The organism is Arenibacter sp. F20364, from assembly GCF_023015905.1.
Taxonomy (GTDB): domain Bacteria; phylum Bacteroidota; class Bacteroidia; order Flavobacteriales; family Flavobacteriaceae; genus Arenibacter.
In genome coordinates this window covers 92344-111736 of sequence record NZ_JALKBD010000005.1, presented here as the reverse complement: position 1 = coordinate 111736, position 19393 = coordinate 92344, and the positions used below count along the sequence as shown (strand labels likewise).

Sequence of the window (19393 nt, the reverse complement as noted above, 5' to 3'; positions counted from 1 at the left end):
ATAAATAACAAGTGCCTATTATAAAAGTTAATATTGATATAATCGGTGTAATCCTATTTATTTCTGATGTACATCAAGACAACCGGTACCTGGACATAGGTGTTGTGGCGAAAATTAAAACATCCTGCCATTCCCCGACTATTGTTAAAAAAATATTTTTTGAATCGATAATAAATTTATAAATATTGGATCCAAGGAGCATTATTTTACGTAATTCTTCTGATGTTTATTTAGTATGAAATAGGCAGCTAATAATGATTATTGAATTACTTTTATTTATAGTCGAATTTTAATTGTAGAAATTTGTTAAAACGAATGATGATATTGGAAGGTGTTAAGAAGGTTTTGGCTGGAACCTGGTCAAGGTTTATGCGGTTATTGGCCTATATTCGGCAACATCCTTTCAAATCTTTATTATTTGCAGCTATTGCAGGATTTTGTAGTCTATTTTTACTTTTTCTGGTTATATACCTAGGTGCTTTTGGGAAATTACCGACAAAGGCTTATTTAAAAAGTCTAAAAAACCCAGTCACTTCTACCATCTATGCATCCAATAAAGAGCCTATTGGCTACTATTATCTTCAAAACAGATCAAATGCAGATAGTTCGCAGATAAAATCTGCCTTAATGCAGGCTCTAGTGGCCACGGAAGATTCACGGTTCTATGAGCATAAAGGCATAGACTATAGGAGTTATGGCAGGGTACTGATAAAATCTATCATTTTACAGCAAAATGCCGGGGGTGGTAGTACCATTACGCAACAAGTGGCCAAAAATTTGTTTGGTAGGGAGAAACAGTTTTTCCTATCTACTCCCATCAATAAGATCAGGGAGATATTTATAGCAAGAAGATTGGAAAGTATATATGATAAGGAAGATATTATATTGCTTTACTTTAATACAGTTTCCTTTGGTGAAAATGTCTATGGTATTGAAAAAGCGGCCTTGCGTTTTTTTAACAAAGGACCGGAGGAGCTTACTTTACCGGAGAGTGCAACCTTGGTTGGTCTGTTAAAGGCACCTTCCTATTATAATCCCAGAAGGTATCCGGAAAGGGCCGAGCAAAGACGCAATGTAGTACTGTCACAAATGCTTAAATACGCTTATATTACTCCAGAAATATTCGAAGAGGCTCAGGTTCCATTGAAACTGGATTATCAGACCCCAAAAAAAGTATCTTCATTTTCTGCTTATTTCAAGGATTATGTGGCTTCGGAGTTTGCTGCTTGGGCGGCTGAAAACCCTGCGCCGGATGGGCATATATACGACTTGGAGGCCGACGGACTAAACATTTATACCACTTTAAATACCAACATACAAAAATATGCGGAAGCTGCCCTGCATAGACAGGCGGACAATCTACAGAAACTTATGGATACCTATTGGGCAGCAGCAACTATCGAAGGAGGTAAGGAGGTTTTGCTGAAAACCTTGGTTGATCAGAATAGGGAAGTAGCACGAATGCGGGAAAGCGCAAAAACGGAAACAGAAATAGAAGCGTTCATAAAGGAAAAGCGAAAAAGAAAATATTGGGTAATCGGAAAGGGGTACGAAGATCAAATGCAGTCCTTGGAAGATTCCATAGCAAAAAGCATTAATAGGTTGCATGCAGGGGTTATTGCAGTAAGTAGTGCTTCTGGAAGGATAATGGGGTATGTGGGTGGTATCGATTATGGGTTTAGCCAAATAGACAATGTTGTTGCCCCGCGGCAAGTGGGCTCTACCTTTAAACCTATTACCTATTTGGCAGCCTTGCAGGCAGGGGAGGAGCCTTGTAACTATTATGACAATAATCTTATTACCTATTCCAAATACGAGGATTGGAGACCTCGAAATTCGAATAATAAATATGGGGGCAGTTATTCCATGCACGGTGCCTTGGCAAATTCAATAAACACGGTTTCGGTGACCCTGCAACTTAGGACGGGAATGGATAGGGTACTGGATCAGGCCAAGAAAATGGGTATAGACTCTGAACTTCCCCATGTGCCATCCATCGTGTTGGGCACGGCCGATATCAGTTTATTGGAAATGGTAACGGCATATGCCAGTATTTCCAATGGAGGAAACAAAATAAAACCCTATGCCATTGATCGAATAGAAGATGAACACGGTAATATTTTATTTGACGCTAAACCCCGTTATGAAGGGCGGGTGGCGAGCACCGAAAACATTAAGGCATTGCAAAAAATGATGGAGGGGGTTATCAGTGAAGGCACTGGGTCGCGTTTATTGGGGTATGAGATTCCATATAATATTATTGGTAAAACGGGAACAACGCAAAATAACGGCGATGGTTGGTTCATTGGGTGTTCTCCCGAACTTGTTGTAGGCTCTTGGGTGGGGACTTTTGATAAAAGGGTGCAATTTGCGTCTACCAATATGGGGTCTGGCGCTAATACCGCCCTACCAATTGTAGCATCGATTTTCAAAAATTTGAGTTACTGGAAAAGACCCTTGCTCACGAATTTTGAGTATAACTTTGATTATTTCCCATGTAGGCCTTTTGTAGAATCCAGTGCTGTGGAAGCTTATGAGTTTGCTCAAACAGATTCTACTTATTTACAGGAATTGCGAATTAGGGACACCCTGGAGATATTGGTAGATGCTCCTATAACCATCGATTCCGTACAAGGTATTGTTCCTGGAGCAAGCTTGGATACCATTGCAAAAGATAGCCTTCCCCTGGAATTGCCTATCCCTGATATAGATGGTAACCAGTGAAAATGACCAACACCATTAACCCCTTTCGGCATTTTTGATATTAAATATTCTATTGGTTTGTGTAACTTTTTACTCACTGGTGCTAGGTTCATTAAGGGAGTTTCGAAATATATTTTTTTCTAGTTGTACCGAAAAAATCAAATACTAATCCTGGATCAGGAGGTGGTTTTTGGAATAAATGGCTGAGTGAATTTAGTTGATTCAACATGCTACCTAATGATATTTTATGCTCGACCTATGGTTATTAAGGAGAATTAGATTTTCCTTAAACATATTTGATCGCATAATATTAAGAAGTAACTTCATTCTTGGGAATGCTCAACTTTTGATAATTGTACGGTTAAGTATGGTAGAGGTAAAGTTAAGTTAGGTAATGGGGATTGGATGCTTTTATCTTATTATGCCTTGAAATGGAGGAGGTTGGAATTTCAAATTGTAATTTTATAATTAATTTTTTCTTACATTTGTTAAAAAATAAATTATAGGAAAAATATTACTTTTTAAAATTATTAACTTACCCACACAAGGTCCTCCAAGTCTTTAGGCATATTTCCATAGGTATTGTAGATCGTATCCCATCTACTTATTCATATCCAGAAAATAGTTCGCAAGCGATTTGTATGTGCCTTTTTACACTATATGAAGGTTATGAAGATTGAGACAGTATGTATTATTGATGATGATCCCATTTTTGTTTATGGAACAAAAGTTTTATTAAACTATAATGGTAGTTTTTGCTCTACGGTTATAGTACATGAGGACGGAAAAGAGGCGTTGGATAGTTTGACTGCCATGGTTAAATCCGGTGAACAATTGCCAGATGTGATATTCTTGGATTTGAATATGCCCGTTATGGACGGGTGGGAATTTTTGGATGAATTTGTAAGACTACCACTTAAGAATAAACCTAGGGTCTATATAGTGAGTTCTTCAATAGATAATCTGGATATAGAGAAAGCCAATGGTTATGATATTGTAAAGGATTTTATAGTTAAGCCTTTATCCGATTCTATACTTGCTGATCTGTTCAAAAACATTGAGACAGAGGGTGCCGCATAGAATTTTGTAGAAAAATAATCCCATTTGAAATAGATTGGGCTATGTAAGAATTGAGGCATGCAGGTTTTTGGAAACCTGTCTTGGCTGTTTTTTGCCTAGTCACTAGATGGCGCATGGATTTTTGAGGGGTTTCTGAAGCTAGTTTATTTATCGGCAAGAACAGCTTTATTCTTTGTTTTGGTTTTGGAAACATCCACTTGCCTAACTGTCCTACCTTTTTGAATCAATAATTGTAGGTCCTCCAATATTAGATACAGACAGGGCACAATTACCAAGATGATAGCCGTGGCAAATACAATTCCGAATCCGAGGGAAATAGCCATGGGAATTAGGTAATAGGCCTGACTAGAAGTTTCCAGGATAATTGGTGCCAGGCCTCCAAAGGTGGTCATAGTTGTTAAGATGATGGGTCGGAATCTTCGAAGCCCAGCCTCATGTATGGAAGTATAAATTGGGTTTCCTTCCTTACGCCGTTTGTTGGCGTAGTCTATCATGATGAGAGAGTCGTTGACCACCACCCCTGATAAGGCTATAACCCCCATTAAACTTACCAATGACAGATCGTAGCCCAATAATATATGGCCAATTACAGCGCCTACAATACCAAATGGAATAGCGGTCATAACAATTATTGGTTGGGTGTAACTGCTAAAGGCTATGGCGAGCAATACATATATCAGTCCCATTGCTATGGCGAAGCCGGCCCTAAGGGTATTGGTACTTTCCCTCATATCTGCCTGACTTCCCTCAAAAGTCCAGGTGATTCCCGGAAAATTGGCACGTAATTGTGGTAGCGTTTCTTCTTGTACCATGTCGATTACCCTGGTAACGGCATTGGCGGGTTCTACGTCCATTCCAACATTAACTATTCGGCGACCGTCTCTACGGTTGATACTGCTAAAGGCCTCTCTTTGCTCCACTTCCACCACATCCATCAAAGGTACTTCTATTCCATCTGGAGTACGAATCAAGAAATTTTCCAAGTTTTGGATATCCTTGCGCTCTTCCAATGGTAGTTTGACACGTACCTCAATTTCGTTCATACCCCGCAATTGCCGCATTGCCAAAGCACCAAAAAACCCATCTCGCACCTGTCTCCCCACCTCGTCAGAAGTAAGTCCAAGGTTCCTGCCTTGGGGCAATAGCTTAAAGTCGAACTGCATTTTTCCCTTGTTGTAGTTGTCGGTAACATCGCGAGTATTGGAAAAAGATTTCATTCTTTCTACGAAGGCGGCACTGGCCTTTTCCAATACGTTGATATCGGAGTGGCTAAGATCGATGCTTATAGCCTGTCTTGCGCCTCCAGGTCCTCTTTCCGCTTCAAAGGTAATCTGGTCCACCCCTTCAATATCCCCAATATTATCGCGCCACAGTGCAATAACCTCTCCGGCGGTTATATCCCGTTGATCCGGTGGCAACATCACAATCTCAACATCTATAAAATTCTGTCCACGTACATTGGTCTTGATGCCTTCTGCAACCTCATAAAGATTGTGTTCCTCGAACATTCGCTGGGTAGAATTGGAAATGGCATGGGCTACCTTGGCTGCCTGGTCGGGCGTAGTGCCTACCGGTAAGCGAACACCTGCTTCTATTTCGTCTGCCGCTACCTCTGGCATCATAATCATGCCCATATGCCCACTGTAGCCATAACCCCCAACAATCAGTAAGAGTGCTACCGCTACACTAAGGGTGATATAGCGGTATTGTAAACATTTGTCCAACAGAGGGCGATAATGATTTTCTATAAAACGGTCGAAAGACTGGGCAAAAGACCGTTGCCAGCCCTCAAGTTTTAAGACCCACTTGTTTTTGCTTGTTTCTTTTTTAAGATGGGCCAAATGGGAAGGTAGAATAAAAAGAGCCTCCAGTAGGGAAACCCCTAATATAACTATTACGACCGCTGGTAATGGCTGCCAGAATTTACCAGTTTCACCCGGCATAAATAAAAGGGGTACGAAAGCTATAATGGTCGTCATAATGCTGAAGACCACCGGAAGGGAAACATCTTTGGTTCCTGCAATGGCAGCTTTTATTGGACTTAGCCCCTTTTGGCGGTATTCGTACACATTTTCCCCGACCACTATAGCATCATCCACCACAATACCCAACACCACCAAAAACCCGAACATGGAAATCATATTTACACTGATTCCAATTAAGGGCAAAAATATCATCCCACCGACGAAGGAGACCGTCATGCCCATCATGACCCAGAAGGCCAAGCGATATTCTAGAAAAAGCGTCAAAATAATCAACACAATGACGATGGCGAGAATTCCATTCTCTGTTAGCAATGATAGTCGTTCCCTATAATCTGCGGCTCTATTACTGTCCGTTCGGTAATTGATGCCCGGAGGAAGTTGGAAATCTTCCATGATACCTTCCACGGCATCGGCTATTTCTAAAGGGGACTGATCCCCAATTCGGAAAATTCGCAGTTCTACGTAGTTTTCTTGGTTAAATTGCCCGTGAAATCCAGTTTCTTCAAAACCATCGGTAATTGTAGCGATATCTTTTAGGGTAACGTTGGCACCGGAAGAAGAGGAGACAACGGTAATATTTCCATATTCCTCCGCCCATTGTTTCCGCTCCTGCATTCGTAGCAAGATTTCACCACTTTGAGTTTGTACCGCCCCTGCAGGAACGTCGTTGCTGCTTTGTTCAATAATGTCCGCTACCTGCCCTAGGGTAAGGTTATATTTCTGCAGATTGTGTCGCGGTATTTCGATTCGGGTTTCGTAATCGGGTACATTTCCCAATTCCACTTGGGTAATCATGGGGTTGCTCAATAGGATATTTCGTAGACGTTCCGCTAGTTGCCTCAAAGTCCAAATATCCGCTTTTCCGTATAATCCGATTTGTAGTACATCGCGTTGGCGCGATTGAAGACTTACAACGGGCTGTTCTATGTCATCCGGAAAGGTACGAATGCGATTAATGGCCTGGTCAATATCCTGAAAAGCCTTCATACGTTCTGATCCCGCGACTAGTTCAATACTGATCTGTCCGGAACCTTCATTGGCCTCGGAGACTATTTCCTTAATTCCTTGAACGGCCCTAACCGCTTCCTCCACGGGTTGCAGAATGCCTTGCTCCACTTCTGCAGGGGAAGCACCTGGGTAGCCAACTGATACCTCCACAAAATCTAACTGAAATTCCGGAAATACTTCTTTCTGGATACTGAACATGGTAAAAATACCTCCGCCGAGAAGCACCAACATTAGTAGGTTGGTGGCGATGGAGTTTTTGGCCATATAGGCAATAGCACCTTCTTTTCTTGATTTTTTATTTCCCTTTTTTTCCTTTTCCTCCATGGTCTTTCTATTGTGTTATTTAATTTTCGGACTCCGCTGATCGGGTCCTAAGGCCAATGCCATTGCTCACCGTACTTAAATCCGTAATAACAACTTTTTCACCTTCATTTAAACCGTTTCGAATATAGGCGTACTCATTATCGGTCAATGCGATATCAACTTCACGAATTTCCAATTTCCCTTCCTTCATCACCCAAACTGTTTTATTACTTCGAATGTAATCTCTTTTAAGACGGACTACATTATCTATGGCATTTGCCTGAATATTGACTTCAACAAAGGTGCCTATCATCAGTTTTGGCTTTCCTGTCAAATCGGTACTTTTAGCTAGGGGGTCCGCTACTTTTATTAAGACTCGGGCAAGGCGTGTCTGCCCGTCCAGGGCCCCAATCTGTTTGTCCAGATAACCCTCGCGATAATGGTCTTGAGGCCAGTCTGTAGAATTTTTTATGTGAACCGTTGCACCTTTTTCATTATCATTTTCTGGGAAGCGCAACCATTGTAGTTTAGAAACCGGTACGGTAGCCGTAACCCAATAATATTCCGTACCTACAAGTCGACCTAAATTATCACCTTGAGCCACTTGGGAACCTTTGGTTACATTTTGACTAAGGATATGTGCGTCAAAAGGGGAGCGAATGGTAGTTCTTTCCAAATTTAACTGAGCTTGGTCCACCGCGGCCTTGGCACCACCGATGGATGCTTTGACGGCGTTTAGTTGTGGCTTTCTCAGTACCAGCTGGCGTTCTTCTTCGGAAAGCGGATTGTCTCCAAAAAGGGCATCATTTGTAATAAGCTCCAAATCTTGTTCCGCTATTTGTTGTCGGCCCATTTCGGTGTCCAATGTCGTCTGCGATTGCTGAAGTTCACTCTTCCTTAGTTCCAAAGTATTTCTGTAATCGGAGGGGTCGATCTGTAGAAGTACTTGATTTTTTTTTACAAAACCACCAGGGGTAAAGGCGGGATCCCTGCGAATTATCTGGCCTGATACTAACGGACTTAAGACGATGTCTTCCACTGGCTGTACATTTCCGGTGGCTACGATTATCGGTTCAAAAGTGCCTCCTTTCACGGTTGTAACATCCACCAACATGGCCGTTTCAATACTTGCACCTTCCGTTTTGGCTTCAGGTTCGGTAGAAAATATTAAGGTGGTAATGGCAATACCTCCAATAAGTATTGCCAAACATATCCACAGTATTTTTTTATTGCTCATAAAATTGTATTTCTATTGATTTTCCAATTCTCTTGTAGTTTCAAATCCCCCTGCCAATGCCCTATATAATGCAATGCGCATTTGAATGAGTTGCCTTTGGGCCTGTACATAATTCCTGCGCAGTTGCTGTTCTCCATCCAAGCCGATGAGCACATCCAGATAAGGGCTAAAACCATTTAGGAATTCTACCCGTAGTTGCCGGTTGCTCTTTTGTGCCAGTTCCAATTGACGGCCAATATTTTCTAGGCGCTGTTTTTGCATTAAATCCTGAATCATCCCATTTTCCACCTCTTGAAATGCCTCTAAGGTGGTCTGGCCATATTCCAATAGGCGTTGTTGCTTTATGGCTTGGGTCCTATCCACTTCAGCACTCAACTGTCCACCGTAGAATAGGGGAGCCAATATGTTACCGGCCAAAGTATAGGCCCAGTTGTCAAAGAGATTTTGAAAACTATTGGATCGTAGTTGACCTCGGCCACTTACCGATATTCTTGGATATTTATTGCCCACGGCTGCCGCCATATCCCTATCGGCGGCCAATAATTGGGCGTAGGATTGCTGTATATCCGGTCTACGCCTAATAAGTTCCAAGGGCAAACCGACTTCGGGCAGGTCTGGTAGTGTTGGGAGATCGGTAGTTCCAAATTCTAATTTTATTTGTGGCTGTTTTCCCAAAAGTACGGCCAATTGATTTTCCAAAAGCGCCACATTGGTCTCAAAAATAATTTCTTGTTCCTTGGTACTTTCCAATAGCTGGGCCTGTCTTAGGATATCTACTGCCCTTATTTGCCCACCTACAAATCGCGATCTAATAAGTTTAATTATATCCTCGTTCGTGGATATTTGGTCCCTCGTAATTTGTAATTGCTTTTTTGCAGCAACGAGCTGGTACCATGTTGTTGCTATTTCTGCAGAAAGGGATATGGCCGCAGTACGGTAATCATAAAGGCTCGCATCTGCCCTGAGTTTTTCGGCCCTTATCGAATTCCGAATTCTTCCCCACAAATCAACTTCATAGTTTGCGGACAGTCCTAATTGTGTATTTTCACCACCAACAAAATCGGGTTCCGGTAAATTTATTGCCGATTGAGCCGAAGCTCCAATTTGTGGCCATTTATCGGAAGCCTCCCGGGCTACAACAGCTTTTGCCGATAAAAATTGTTGCCAGACAGCAGCTAGATTTAAGTTGGACTGTAGGGCGGAATCAATAAGGACGTTCAGTTGCTCGTCGTTAAAGGCGGTCCACCATTTGTCTTCCAAAACACTATTGCCACTATATTGGAATTCTTTTAAATCCGATATGGGTAGGGCTACATTTGAAAATTTAGGGGAACAGCCAAAAAAGAGCAGAACTGTGATTGAAAAACAAACTAGATAGGTCTTTTGAACTCTTTTTAGTCTGAATTGCATTTTTACTTGTTGGGAAGTGTTTTTATGCTGCAATGGTAAGGTTATGTTTAGGTTTTTCCCTAAAATAACCTATTTTGTACTATTTGTATATTAACAAAATCTTAATTGTTAATAATGTCTTAAGGAAATGGGTTTGGGATTTACCTATGCCGATTGAGTTTGTATTGATTTTTCGATTTTAATTTTCGGGATTTTTGTTGCGTTTACTCGATAATCGAGATTAAAATGCTCCGACGCTTGAGTCGAAATGTTATTAGTAGTTTCCTTCTGATGCCTCAAGGGCTTGCCCTGAGGTAATTGACTTTTGTTGTAGTTTGGATAAGCTATTCGCTATTGGTACATATTACGCTTTGATGAAAACGGAAGAGGATGTTAAATGAAACCTGTTATAATCCTTTGAAATAAGCTAATCATAATTATTCGGTATTATTCGGTTGAATTGGAAGCTGGAATAAAATGGGCTTTCAAATCCGGTTGTGCCATGGTGCTATCTATGGGAAACATAGGTCTCTTGATACGTTCGTAACCAAGTCGGTTTAGATCCTGGTCAACCCCACCAGGGGTCAATGCCATGACCCAATCCCCTCGCATATCATATAGATCTGGGACCAAGTACCCTATTTTGACCACAATAATGTCCGTTTCTTTAGGATGTAAACCTAAATTGGTGAAGTCGCTTAAATAATGGTATGGCTTTCTTTTTTTGGTAACGATTGCCTGTATACTTCCAATTTTAACAACGACCTCCACTTCTGCGTTCACATCTCCCGACTGGATCGCTTCAATGGTTCCTTCCAGTTCCAAAGGACCAGCAAATCGGTCATCCACTGCAGCTCCCGCAGTGGCCTTAATTTTACCGCCAACACCTATTTTTAGGGCCTTTTCAACAAATTCAGGGCCTGGTATTGAGGCATAGATCAAAGAAGGCCCCTTTTCCGATTTAAATTCGGGCCTGGCCAATAGTTGTTGTAGCGTCCAGGTGACGTCACCTGCACCACCGGCGGTGGGATTGTCTCCCATATCACTGATCATAAAGGGATGTTTTTTACTCGCCAGCGCCATCTTTAAACTTTCTTCCAATGTTGTCGTTGGGGCAACAAATTCAAATTCATTTCGTACGTCCCAAAAGCTTTGCGCCAATTTTTCTGCACCTTTTTCAACTTTTTCCTTATCATCGCCGGTAACCATGACTACGGCGTGGTTGCGGGGTTCATCCGCCCAGGCATATCCAATCCATATAGCGGCATCAATAACACCTTCTTCATTGGCTATTGTAGGAACTTTTGCGTACAGACTTTTTCCTGGTTCTATACGGGTACTGGTTTTTTCACCGGGCAATAATATAGGAACAGGAATCCAAGCCTTGTACTCTGGTCTACCTTTTCCGTTTTCGATTCGCTCCAAAAGATTGGTGACCGCTCTTTTTTTGGACTCGATAGCATCCTCGTGGGGAGCCATTCTATAACAGGTTATTAAATCTGTATGTTTTGCCAATTTTTCGGATACGTTTCCATGTAGGTCCATGGAGGTAGATATAAGTACCTCGGTACCGATTACTTCCCTTATACGTTCTATTAAGTCACCTTCTGGGTCATCTAACCCAACCACGCTCATGGCACCGTGTATATCAAAAAAAAGTCCGTCATAGGGACCATTTTCCTTTAATAACTTTAAGGTTTTGGTTACCAAGGATTCGTATGCCTCACGGGTAACCGTACCGCCTGGCAAAGACTTCCCTACCAAGGTAGGCACCCAATGCGCCCTAGTTCTATTTAACGAATCGACTTGTAGAAATGGGTATTTTGCGAATATAGAATCTCCTACTTTGGCATGAAAGGCTTCTTCATGGGTTAAGGCAGGTGAAAAGGTGCTGCTTTCTATTCCTAGACCGGCAATCGCAATTTTGGGTAGTTCTTTTGATGCTTTTTGATTTTTGCCTTGTTGACAGGAATTCATTATAAGAAGGAGTAGGATATAGCAGGTGTAAAGCGGTTTCAATATGTTTTTGTTTTAGGTTCTTTATAGGGTTTGATATGAGGAAAGTGGTAATAAAATTTCCTTAAAAATCTAATTATAAGCATCGAATATAAGAATTTAATACATTGTTTTTTGGATAAAAGCTGAACAAAATTGGAAGTTCAAGAGCTACTTATATTCTTTTGAATTAAGCAATTACAAATAAAAACTCGAGAAATATTGATAAACCATTTTAGACCAAGAATTTTGAAAATGATATAAAATTTCAGGGTTCTGGTTGATGATTTTCAATAAATGGCAAACTAACTTTTTGCGAACATTTTAATTTTTAAAATGTTAAAATTTAATAAGGGTGTAAAAAAAACCTCTTATTTACAACCCGGATCATATTTCTTTTAAAAGCCCAATGGCTTCCAATACTGAATTTATTTCTTAATCATCATAGCTTATCCGGTCTCGTATACCGCCACTCTCGCGATGAATAATGACATCGGCCTTGTATTTTTTTGCTAAACTTTTGGCCTTGCGTATGGCCGTGCTCTGTTTTCGATGTTTACTGGTTATACGTTGGTTGCCTTCGCGACGTACGGCCCAACCTTCCTCATAGGGCACCACATGCTGGTGCCAAGTTCTGCCTCGTTTGCTTTGTTGCGAGCTGTTAAAAAAGACTTCCAAAAGGTCAATGAGGGTTCGTAACCAAGATTTGACGTTCGACATATTCGATAATTGTTGTTCCGAAGATACCATTATTTCTAGTTTTCCGATTGATGAAAATGAAACGGTTCAGCTCACGGAAAAAGTTAAAGTGTATATTTTGATGAAGGCGCGCTGGCCTTCGAATCCCGGAGACATAACGAAACCGACGTTAGGAGGTTCACGAATACCGATAAAAATCAACATAAAACATAATGAGTAAAAAACCAGTCGTAGGTGGTTTTAGAAGTGGAGCCGGAGGATTACCTTCGGTTTTCCCTAATGGTTCCCGTCCCGTAAATGCAACTGGCTGTCCTTGCAGTCCAGGCGCTTTAAAACAACAAAGCCCGATCAAGTAAACTTGTCGGGCTTTTAATGTTTTAATCCGCAACAAAGTTGCGCTTAATCGTGGAGCCGGAGGGACCAGAACCTACCGCTGTAATGCACTGTATATAGGGGTTTTCAGAGAGTAGCTTTTTTTGCTCACCGAATAGGTGACTTTTAGTTTTAAATAGGACTTCAAATACTCGTTTCTTTACAATTGTCCGAATTACCATAAATTAGTAGAAACAGTGTAAATCTTGCCAATGATCAACTTGTTAGCCAAGGTTGGGCGGTAACAGTGAGCAATAACCAGTTTAACTTAACGTTGTGTCAATAAATCAAAAAGTGGTCGATTGATATAGTAGTTCGCTGTTCCAATTCTTTTCTTTTGTAATAATCCATCTTTAGTTAATTTGTTGAGATAATTGGCCGCTGTTAATCTTGTGACACTCAGGTCTTCTACAACGAACTCTATTTTGGTGTAAGGGTGTTTAAATAAGTTGTTCAATAAGTCCTGGCTATAAAATTTGTAATTGGAGCGTAATTTATTTTTATATTCAGACATTAAGTCTTTGATTTTTACAATTAAGGTTATTGTGTCTTTGGATGTTTCTTCTACCCCCTTAATCATAAACAATAGCCACTCTTCCCAATTGTTCGTTACCCTTACTTCTTGTAGTAATCTATAGTAATCAGGTTTGTGTTTAATGATATAACTGCTTAAATATAGAATAGGTAATCTTTGTAAATTGTTGAGAATAAGATAAAGTATATTCATTATTCTTCCGGTTCTACCATTGCCATCATAGAATGGATGGATACTTTCGAACTGAAAATGTATGATGGCCATTTTTACCAATGGGTCGTAGTTGCTTAAATCGTTATCATTTATAAATTGTTCAAGGTTCTTCATAAGCCTTTGGATGTCATTTGAATCTTGAGGTGGAGTATAAACGGTTTCGCCCGTTGTACTGTTTTTTAGTTCGGTGCCAGGTAATTTTCGAAACCCAGCATTGTTCTTTTCTAATACTTCTTGTATTTCCAGGATGATCCTATTATTTAATACACCTTTTTGGGAAATCAAAGTAAAACCATGTTTTAGGGCTTCGATGTAGTTCTGTACTTCTTTAGCATCAATGGACTTGAAAGCATCCAAATTTAATTCGGATTTATAAAGATCATCATGTGTGGTGATAATATTTTCTATGGCAGAACTATCCTTTGCCTCTTGCAGCCCCAAGGTGTTTATTAAGATAGATTGATTTGGGATGGTTGACGCTAGGCCTTTAAGCTCAGCCAAAGCAGCATGTGCTGCAGGCAGACTTTTCAGAACCGCTTTACTTTCTATGTCAAAAGGCAATGGCAACTCAGCTAAATCAAAACCTTTCTCTTGGGCCATTATGTATAGTTTTTTAAGTTTTCTATACAAAGATAATTTTTTATGTATAGAAAATCGATTTTTCTTTACATAGGAGAAGACTTGTGTATAGATTCTATGAATTGGTATATATTTTACAAGAGACTGATTCACAATTCATAAACTGAGATTAAGTATAACCTCCGCCCATTGCCCTCCATTTTATTCCGGTCAAAGCGCATCGAAAAAAAAGTCTTGGACACAAGCCGTTTTTGAAAAAGAAAACGGCTTAAGTCCGCTTTGGTTTTCGCCGGGGTCATTTTTTTTTTTTTTCAATAGCATATTTAGTGTAAAATTTTAAAAGATATCAAATGACAGCATATGACAACAAATGAAATTAAAATGTTGTTAATCAGATGTTTATGTATTTTTAAAGCTTCTGTTGGCTTAAATTTTGATGAGATGACCTCTACTATTCTCCCTATGTAAAATGCTCTATAATCATGCTTAAAATTCAAAATAAGACCATGTTTAAGTATAATTTTTAAAATGAAATTAAACTTGGATGGTCAATGGTCGTTTTTGAGAAAAAACGCCCCCTTTATATAAGTTTTATTTTGTTTATTTATGTTTTATATAGTTTATATATATGTACCACTACTTGTCCACCACTTGTCCAGTAGTTGTCCCACTAGTTGTCCTAGATTTGGTTATGCTATTTGTGTGCTTGTCAAAATGAAGCAAAATATCTTAATTAAAATGATGGTTTTTTCAAATCATAAACCTATTCCAAGATTGAAAAAGCGATTCTTCGCTTCTCTTTCCCGATACCAAAGTTGTCCGATTTCGTCTTAATCGGATTGCATAATCGGGCTCGTTCCTCGCTCCTTTTATAAATCCTCTATAAGCCTAAATCGAGTAGGAGGGGTATCGAAAAAGTGAAAAATAAGTAGGGGAGGGCAGATAAAAAACTATTATAGTTTTGGTTTTTGATCTATTATGAAATGTAGGCCTTCCTTTTGGGCGTTTACGTTTTGAAACGAACCTGGGTGAGTTTAAAATGTAAAGCAAGAGGGTAACACGCCAAGGCGGTGTTACGGTTTATAAAGTGCTGATGTTCAGAACCATATTCACATGTCGAGTTTGGGACATTGTCCTATTTTTAATGTAAATCCGTTCGAAATCCCTATAATTATTGAAGTTTTTACTGTAAATTATATCCTATTAATATTTTCTAATCTTAAAGGACCTTACTATGAAAAGACCAATAAATTTTAGTCATTTGGGTCAAATTGTCTTCTAATGCTGATAATCATTTATATAATATGACCCAATTAATCTGCGTAATAAAATATTCTAAAGGTTACGGATAATTTTCTTGATACTGTTTTGACTTTTAGCTTTGCACTCCCTTAGGATTATGGTTAAGTCCAGGATTTCTGTGCAGCTGAACGGTTTGTATATGTCTATAGAAACAAAGGCACGTCTTGAAGTTATTGCATTTGCGGCAAATGGGCCGTAAACCAACATAAAACAGTAATTATTTGCAGCAAATCCTAAATATTTGTGGTGTATCGATGCTTTGAGCTTATGTCAATCCTTCCCTCAATTTCTCTTCCCTATAATAAAGGTTGAGATCATCCAATAGTGCCTCTTCCCCTTGTGGTAATAACCTATTGGCAATGGTCAGTGACTGACGAATATATTCCTTTTCGAATCTATTATTTATATCATCACATAATTCAGGGTCGATTGCCTTCATGGCCGGGTAGAGCATGGCTCGGACGGTCAATACCAGGTCTACATGGTTGTCCATATAAAAGAGACAAAAATAAATATCAAGTTTAGTAAATCCAGAATTGCGACTGGTTAATCAAAACAAACGAGGCATCGTAAAAATTTCTAAAAGGTGACTGGTTCAGGTATGATTAAGACTGAAATTGAGTTGGTTAAATTATACGCTTTCCCTCATTCCCTTAATCCGTTCCACCCATTATAGTGCGGATCTTGATTTCAGGTAGTCATAGATTTCATATTGCGATCTGACTTTTTTGTCACTTTTGCCTGCCTTGACATAGACATTGTTGGATTCTTTATCAATGTGACGAGCCTTTACGTTATCGGATAGTTGGATATGCAGGATGTCCTTTAGTTCTTGTAACACTTCCCTATCCAGGATAGGAGTGATGACCTCGATTCGGTAATCGAGGTTACGGGTCATCCAATCCGCGCTTCCCATGTACATTTGCTCATCCCCACCGTTATGGAACAGGAAAAGCCTTCCATGCTCCAAGAATCGATCGACGATACTGATGATCTGGATATTCTCACTGAGATCCTTGACCCCGGGAATTAGACAGCAAAAGCCGCGTACCAGTAATTTTACCTTCACACCTGCCTGACTGGCGCGATAGAGCCATTCAATCATACCAAGGTCCTCTAGGCTGTTCATCTTGATTTTAATGGAGGCTTCCTTCCCCTGTTGGGCCATATCGATTTCATTTTGCACCAAATGTTCAAACCCAAGTCTGGAATTGTAAGGGGAGACCAACAAGGCATTCAGTCTGGGAACAAGGACTTTTCGCTGCAGTACCAGAAAAACCTGCTCCAGGTCCCGGGTGATTTCAGGGTTGGCCGTAAAGAGGGCATGGTCGCAATAAAGTTTGGCGGTTTTGGCATTGAAATTACCTGTGCCAATATAACCATAGAATTTGTTCTGACCATGCTCCTTGCGGGTGATCAATAGTATTTTCGAATGTACTTTGACATTGGGGAAACTGTAGTGCACGCTACCTCCCTTTTCTTCAAATATCTTGCCCCAGTCCAAATTGTTCCTTTCATCGAACCGTGCCTTGGCCTCAACAAAAATAGTCACTTCCTTCCCGTTCTCCATGGCTTTTATCAAACCTCTCGTCAAGGCGGAGTCTTTGGCAATCCGGTATAGGGATATTTGAATGGATACTACTTTGGGGTCATTGGCGGCCTGGTCCACCCAATTTTCCAAATGATCAAATCTATAGTAGGGGAAATGTAGGATACGGTCCTTTTCGCGAATTACTTTAAAGGAGTTCTTGGACGTCTTGAATTCAACTGATTCAAGGGGAGGAAAGGGTTCATAAAAAAGATTGGTATCACTTAAAGGATTTGGAAAACCAAAGAAGTCACTGAAATTATGATGGGCTCCACCGGATACCATATCAATCTTACCCAGGCCCAATTGTTGGCCGATCTGTTTTTGTAGGATTTTGGGCATTCCACCTTCGAACAACAAACGCGTAGGCTGCCCATCCTGTCTTTTGTCCAGTGCGTCATAAATGCGTTGTATCCATTCCCCTTGATAAACGTCCTCCAAATAGAGCTCGGCATCCCTGGAAACCTTTATGGTATACAGTGCCTTGATGGATTCTCCAGGGAGAAGGGTAGGGGCATTCAGCTTGATGACATCCTCAATAAAGGCAAAACAAAAGCTTCCCTTTCGATCAGGGACTTCCACAAATCGACCTAGGTCCGGATGGTCCATGGTGACAAACGTAGGGGTATCCGAGTCCTTAAAATGGATGACCAAGTGGGCGGAGCCGTCTTTAAAATGGTCTACCTGTATGGTCTCACCCTCCAGGAACCTGATATGGGGTTGTATTTCTTGGGTAAAAAGATTTCTTAGGTATTTTCTTTGGTTCCCATTGAACTCAGAAAGCTCAAGGATGTGGATCTTGTACTGGGCAAGTCCCGGTTTAATATCCTCCCGGAATATTTCCCCGAAACGTTCTTGTTGACGATGGACTTCTTTTAATATCGACTTTAAGGTCTTATTGGGCTTTAGGGCGAGGGGATGTCGAATATCCTTGGCCACTTTTTTGATCTGTCGCAACTTGGATACGCGCACTTTGAAGAATTCATCCAGATTGGAGGAATAAATCGCCAAAAACTTAAGCCGTTCATATATGGGATTGGACGGATCCGTAGCTTCCTGTAATACACGCTCGTTGAAGCGCAACCAATCCAAGTCCCGGTTCTTGAACTTTTTGCCCTTGTTTACATTCTTGTTTTTCATGAATAGAAAATTAGGGGGCATTGTCCAAATTGGGGTTAAGTTAAGGTTAATTCCTTTGAACGGCCCTTTTCATCTATTAATTGATTTCAGAAAGTAAAAAGAATTTTGATGCGGCACCTAGTGGTTTTAGGTTGTCTATGGATATTGTAATTTTCAGGTGTTTCAATTTATTAGTTTTTAGTGGTTCTCAGTATCCGTACCATCCGCATCGGACTTTACAGATAGGGTTTGTCATCAATTCAAATCAATATATTCGCTCCTAAAGGTGGATGGCGAATTATCCGTTTGTTTCTTGAAAAAACTAGAGAAATAATTTGCATCACTAAATCCGAACATCTCCGCAATTTTGGTAATTGATTCATCAGAGTTCTTCAACAGGTAGATGATCTCACCAATCAGCTTTTCATTGATCCATTGATTTATGGTTTTACCCGTGGATTTGCTCACGACTTTGGAAAGGTAACTGATATTGAGGTTAAGCTGGTCGGCATGTTCCTTGGTCCGCATGAGCATAGATTCTTCTCCCAACGCCAACTTGTTGATATTATCCTCCATATTCCTGCGAAAAGCAAAAACCATTGGGTTGTACATATGATATTGACCATCCGCCAGCATACTGTTTTGATGGTCCTCAATCAAGAGCAGCATATTGACGATGAGGTTTGCCATGAGCTCATTTTTCAGTGGGTAACCCGAGTTGGCTATGTCGTACATTTCTAGGCAGATCTGAACAAATTTTAGAAAGGTCCCATCATCGTACCAGCAATTCAGCCCGTTCGTTTTACCCTTGTCACTAATATGATCGATACCATCAGGTAAATATTTCTCTAAAAAGCGTCTATCGAAGAATATGGCATATAACTCATCCAATTCGGTCCAATAGCTCGAAGTATAGACATCAGGTCGGGTAATGATAACATGGTTGGGCCCAAGTTCATAAATGTCATTCCCAGCAGAAAATAAGCCTTTCCCCCTTTTGATGATCATCACGGTGTAATAATTTGGTCGAAAGGTTGGGGAATTGAATGGTACCTGTATTCCCATTTCATGTATTTTCAAAATGGCCAAGTCATGACTGTCTATATAGGCATAGACAGGTAAATTCATTGCAGCTAGAATTTCCTTATAATTCCTTAGGTTGTAAAACTGTTTTTTCATTTTTCCGTTCTCTTGGAAAGACCGTATTGCATTGGAATACGACAGAATAAAATTAATCTTTAAATTTCATACCATACCCTCGAAAAATACCACATGAGCCGCTAATA

At 40.3% G+C, this 19393-nt stretch carries 12 protein-coding genes; 3 read left to right on the top strand and 9 right to left on the bottom strand.

Translation table 11 applies throughout. The annotated features are described in order from the left end of the window. The first annotated feature begins 315 nt into the window (after positions 1–315). Complete coding sequence (locus MWU84_RS05620) at positions 316–2724, top strand: transglycosylase domain-containing protein (protein WP_246899261.1); 2409 nt, start codon at positions 316–318, stop codon at positions 2722–2724. 648 nt (positions 2725–3372) lie between these two features. Then, positions 3373–3783, top strand: coding sequence for a response regulator (locus tag MWU84_RS05615; protein WP_246899257.1), 411 nt, complete (start codon positions 3373–3375; stop codon positions 3781–3783). Positions 3784–3926: 143 nt separating this feature from the next. Here the strand turns inward: MWU84_RS05615 and MWU84_RS05610 are convergent, their stop codons facing one another. The 5 genes from MWU84_RS05610 to MWU84_RS05590 all read right to left on the bottom strand — a co-directional run bounded on the left by MWU84_RS05610 (position 3927) and on the right by MWU84_RS05590 (position 12420). Next, complete coding sequence (locus MWU84_RS05610) at positions 3927–7100, bottom strand: efflux RND transporter permease subunit (RefSeq protein WP_246899254.1); 3174 nt, start codon at positions 7098–7100, stop codon at positions 3927–3929. A gap of 19 nt (positions 7101–7119) precedes the next feature. After that, positions 7120–8316 carry an efflux RND transporter periplasmic adaptor subunit gene (locus MWU84_RS05605; protein ID WP_246899252.1) on the bottom strand — a complete coding sequence of 399 codons (1197 nt, stop codon included), beginning with the start codon at positions 8314–8316 and terminating at the stop codon, positions 7120–7122. Positions 8317–8328: 12 nt separating this feature from the next. After that, entirely contained in the window at positions 8329–9726 is a 1398-nt protein-coding gene (locus MWU84_RS05600) for an efflux transporter outer membrane subunit (protein WP_246899249.1), read from the bottom strand. 426 nt (positions 9727–10152) lie between these two features. Then, the gene (locus MWU84_RS05595; RefSeq protein ID WP_246899246.1) at positions 10153–11682 is read right to left on the bottom strand and encodes a M81 family metallopeptidase; all 1530 of its coding nucleotides are present in this window, start codon (positions 11680–11682) and stop codon (positions 10153–10155) included. Positions 11683–12135: 453 nt separating this feature from the next. Next, positions 12136–12420, bottom strand: coding sequence for a DUF2188 domain-containing protein (locus tag MWU84_RS05590; protein ID WP_031442695.1), 285 nt, complete (start codon positions 12418–12420; stop codon positions 12136–12138). A 191-nt stretch (positions 12421–12611) separates the two neighbouring features. On the opposite strand from MWU84_RS05590, the gene MWU84_RS05585 reads away from it, so the two are divergent. Continuing rightward, positions 12612–12755, top strand: a complete 144-nt coding sequence (locus MWU84_RS05585; protein ID WP_157365002.1) for a hypothetical protein — start codon at positions 12612–12614, stop codon at positions 12753–12755. 284 nt (positions 12756–13039) lie between these two features. Here MWU84_RS05585 and MWU84_RS05580 read toward each other — a convergent pair whose 3' ends face one another. From MWU84_RS05580 to MWU84_RS05565, 4 genes are all read right to left on the bottom strand, one after another. After that, positions 13040–14119 (bottom strand): Fic family protein, encoded by a 1080-nt coding sequence (locus MWU84_RS05580; RefSeq protein ID WP_246899243.1) that lies wholly within the window; start codon positions 14117–14119, stop codon positions 13040–13042. 1546 nt (positions 14120–15665) lie between these two features. After that, complete coding sequence (locus MWU84_RS05575; protein WP_246899240.1) at positions 15666–15893, bottom strand: hypothetical protein; 228 nt, start codon at positions 15891–15893, stop codon at positions 15666–15668. A 177-nt stretch (positions 15894–16070) separates the two neighbouring features. Next, positions 16071–18128, bottom strand: coding sequence for a polyphosphate kinase 1 (gene ppk1 / locus MWU84_RS05570; protein ID WP_246899238.1), 2058 nt, complete (start codon positions 18126–18128; stop codon positions 16071–16073). A 234-nt stretch (positions 18129–18362) separates the two neighbouring features. Further along, positions 18363–19286, bottom strand: a complete 924-nt coding sequence (locus MWU84_RS05565; RefSeq protein ID WP_246899234.1) for an AraC family transcriptional regulator — start codon at positions 19284–19286, stop codon at positions 18363–18365. Positions 19287–19393: the final 107 nt, after the last annotated feature.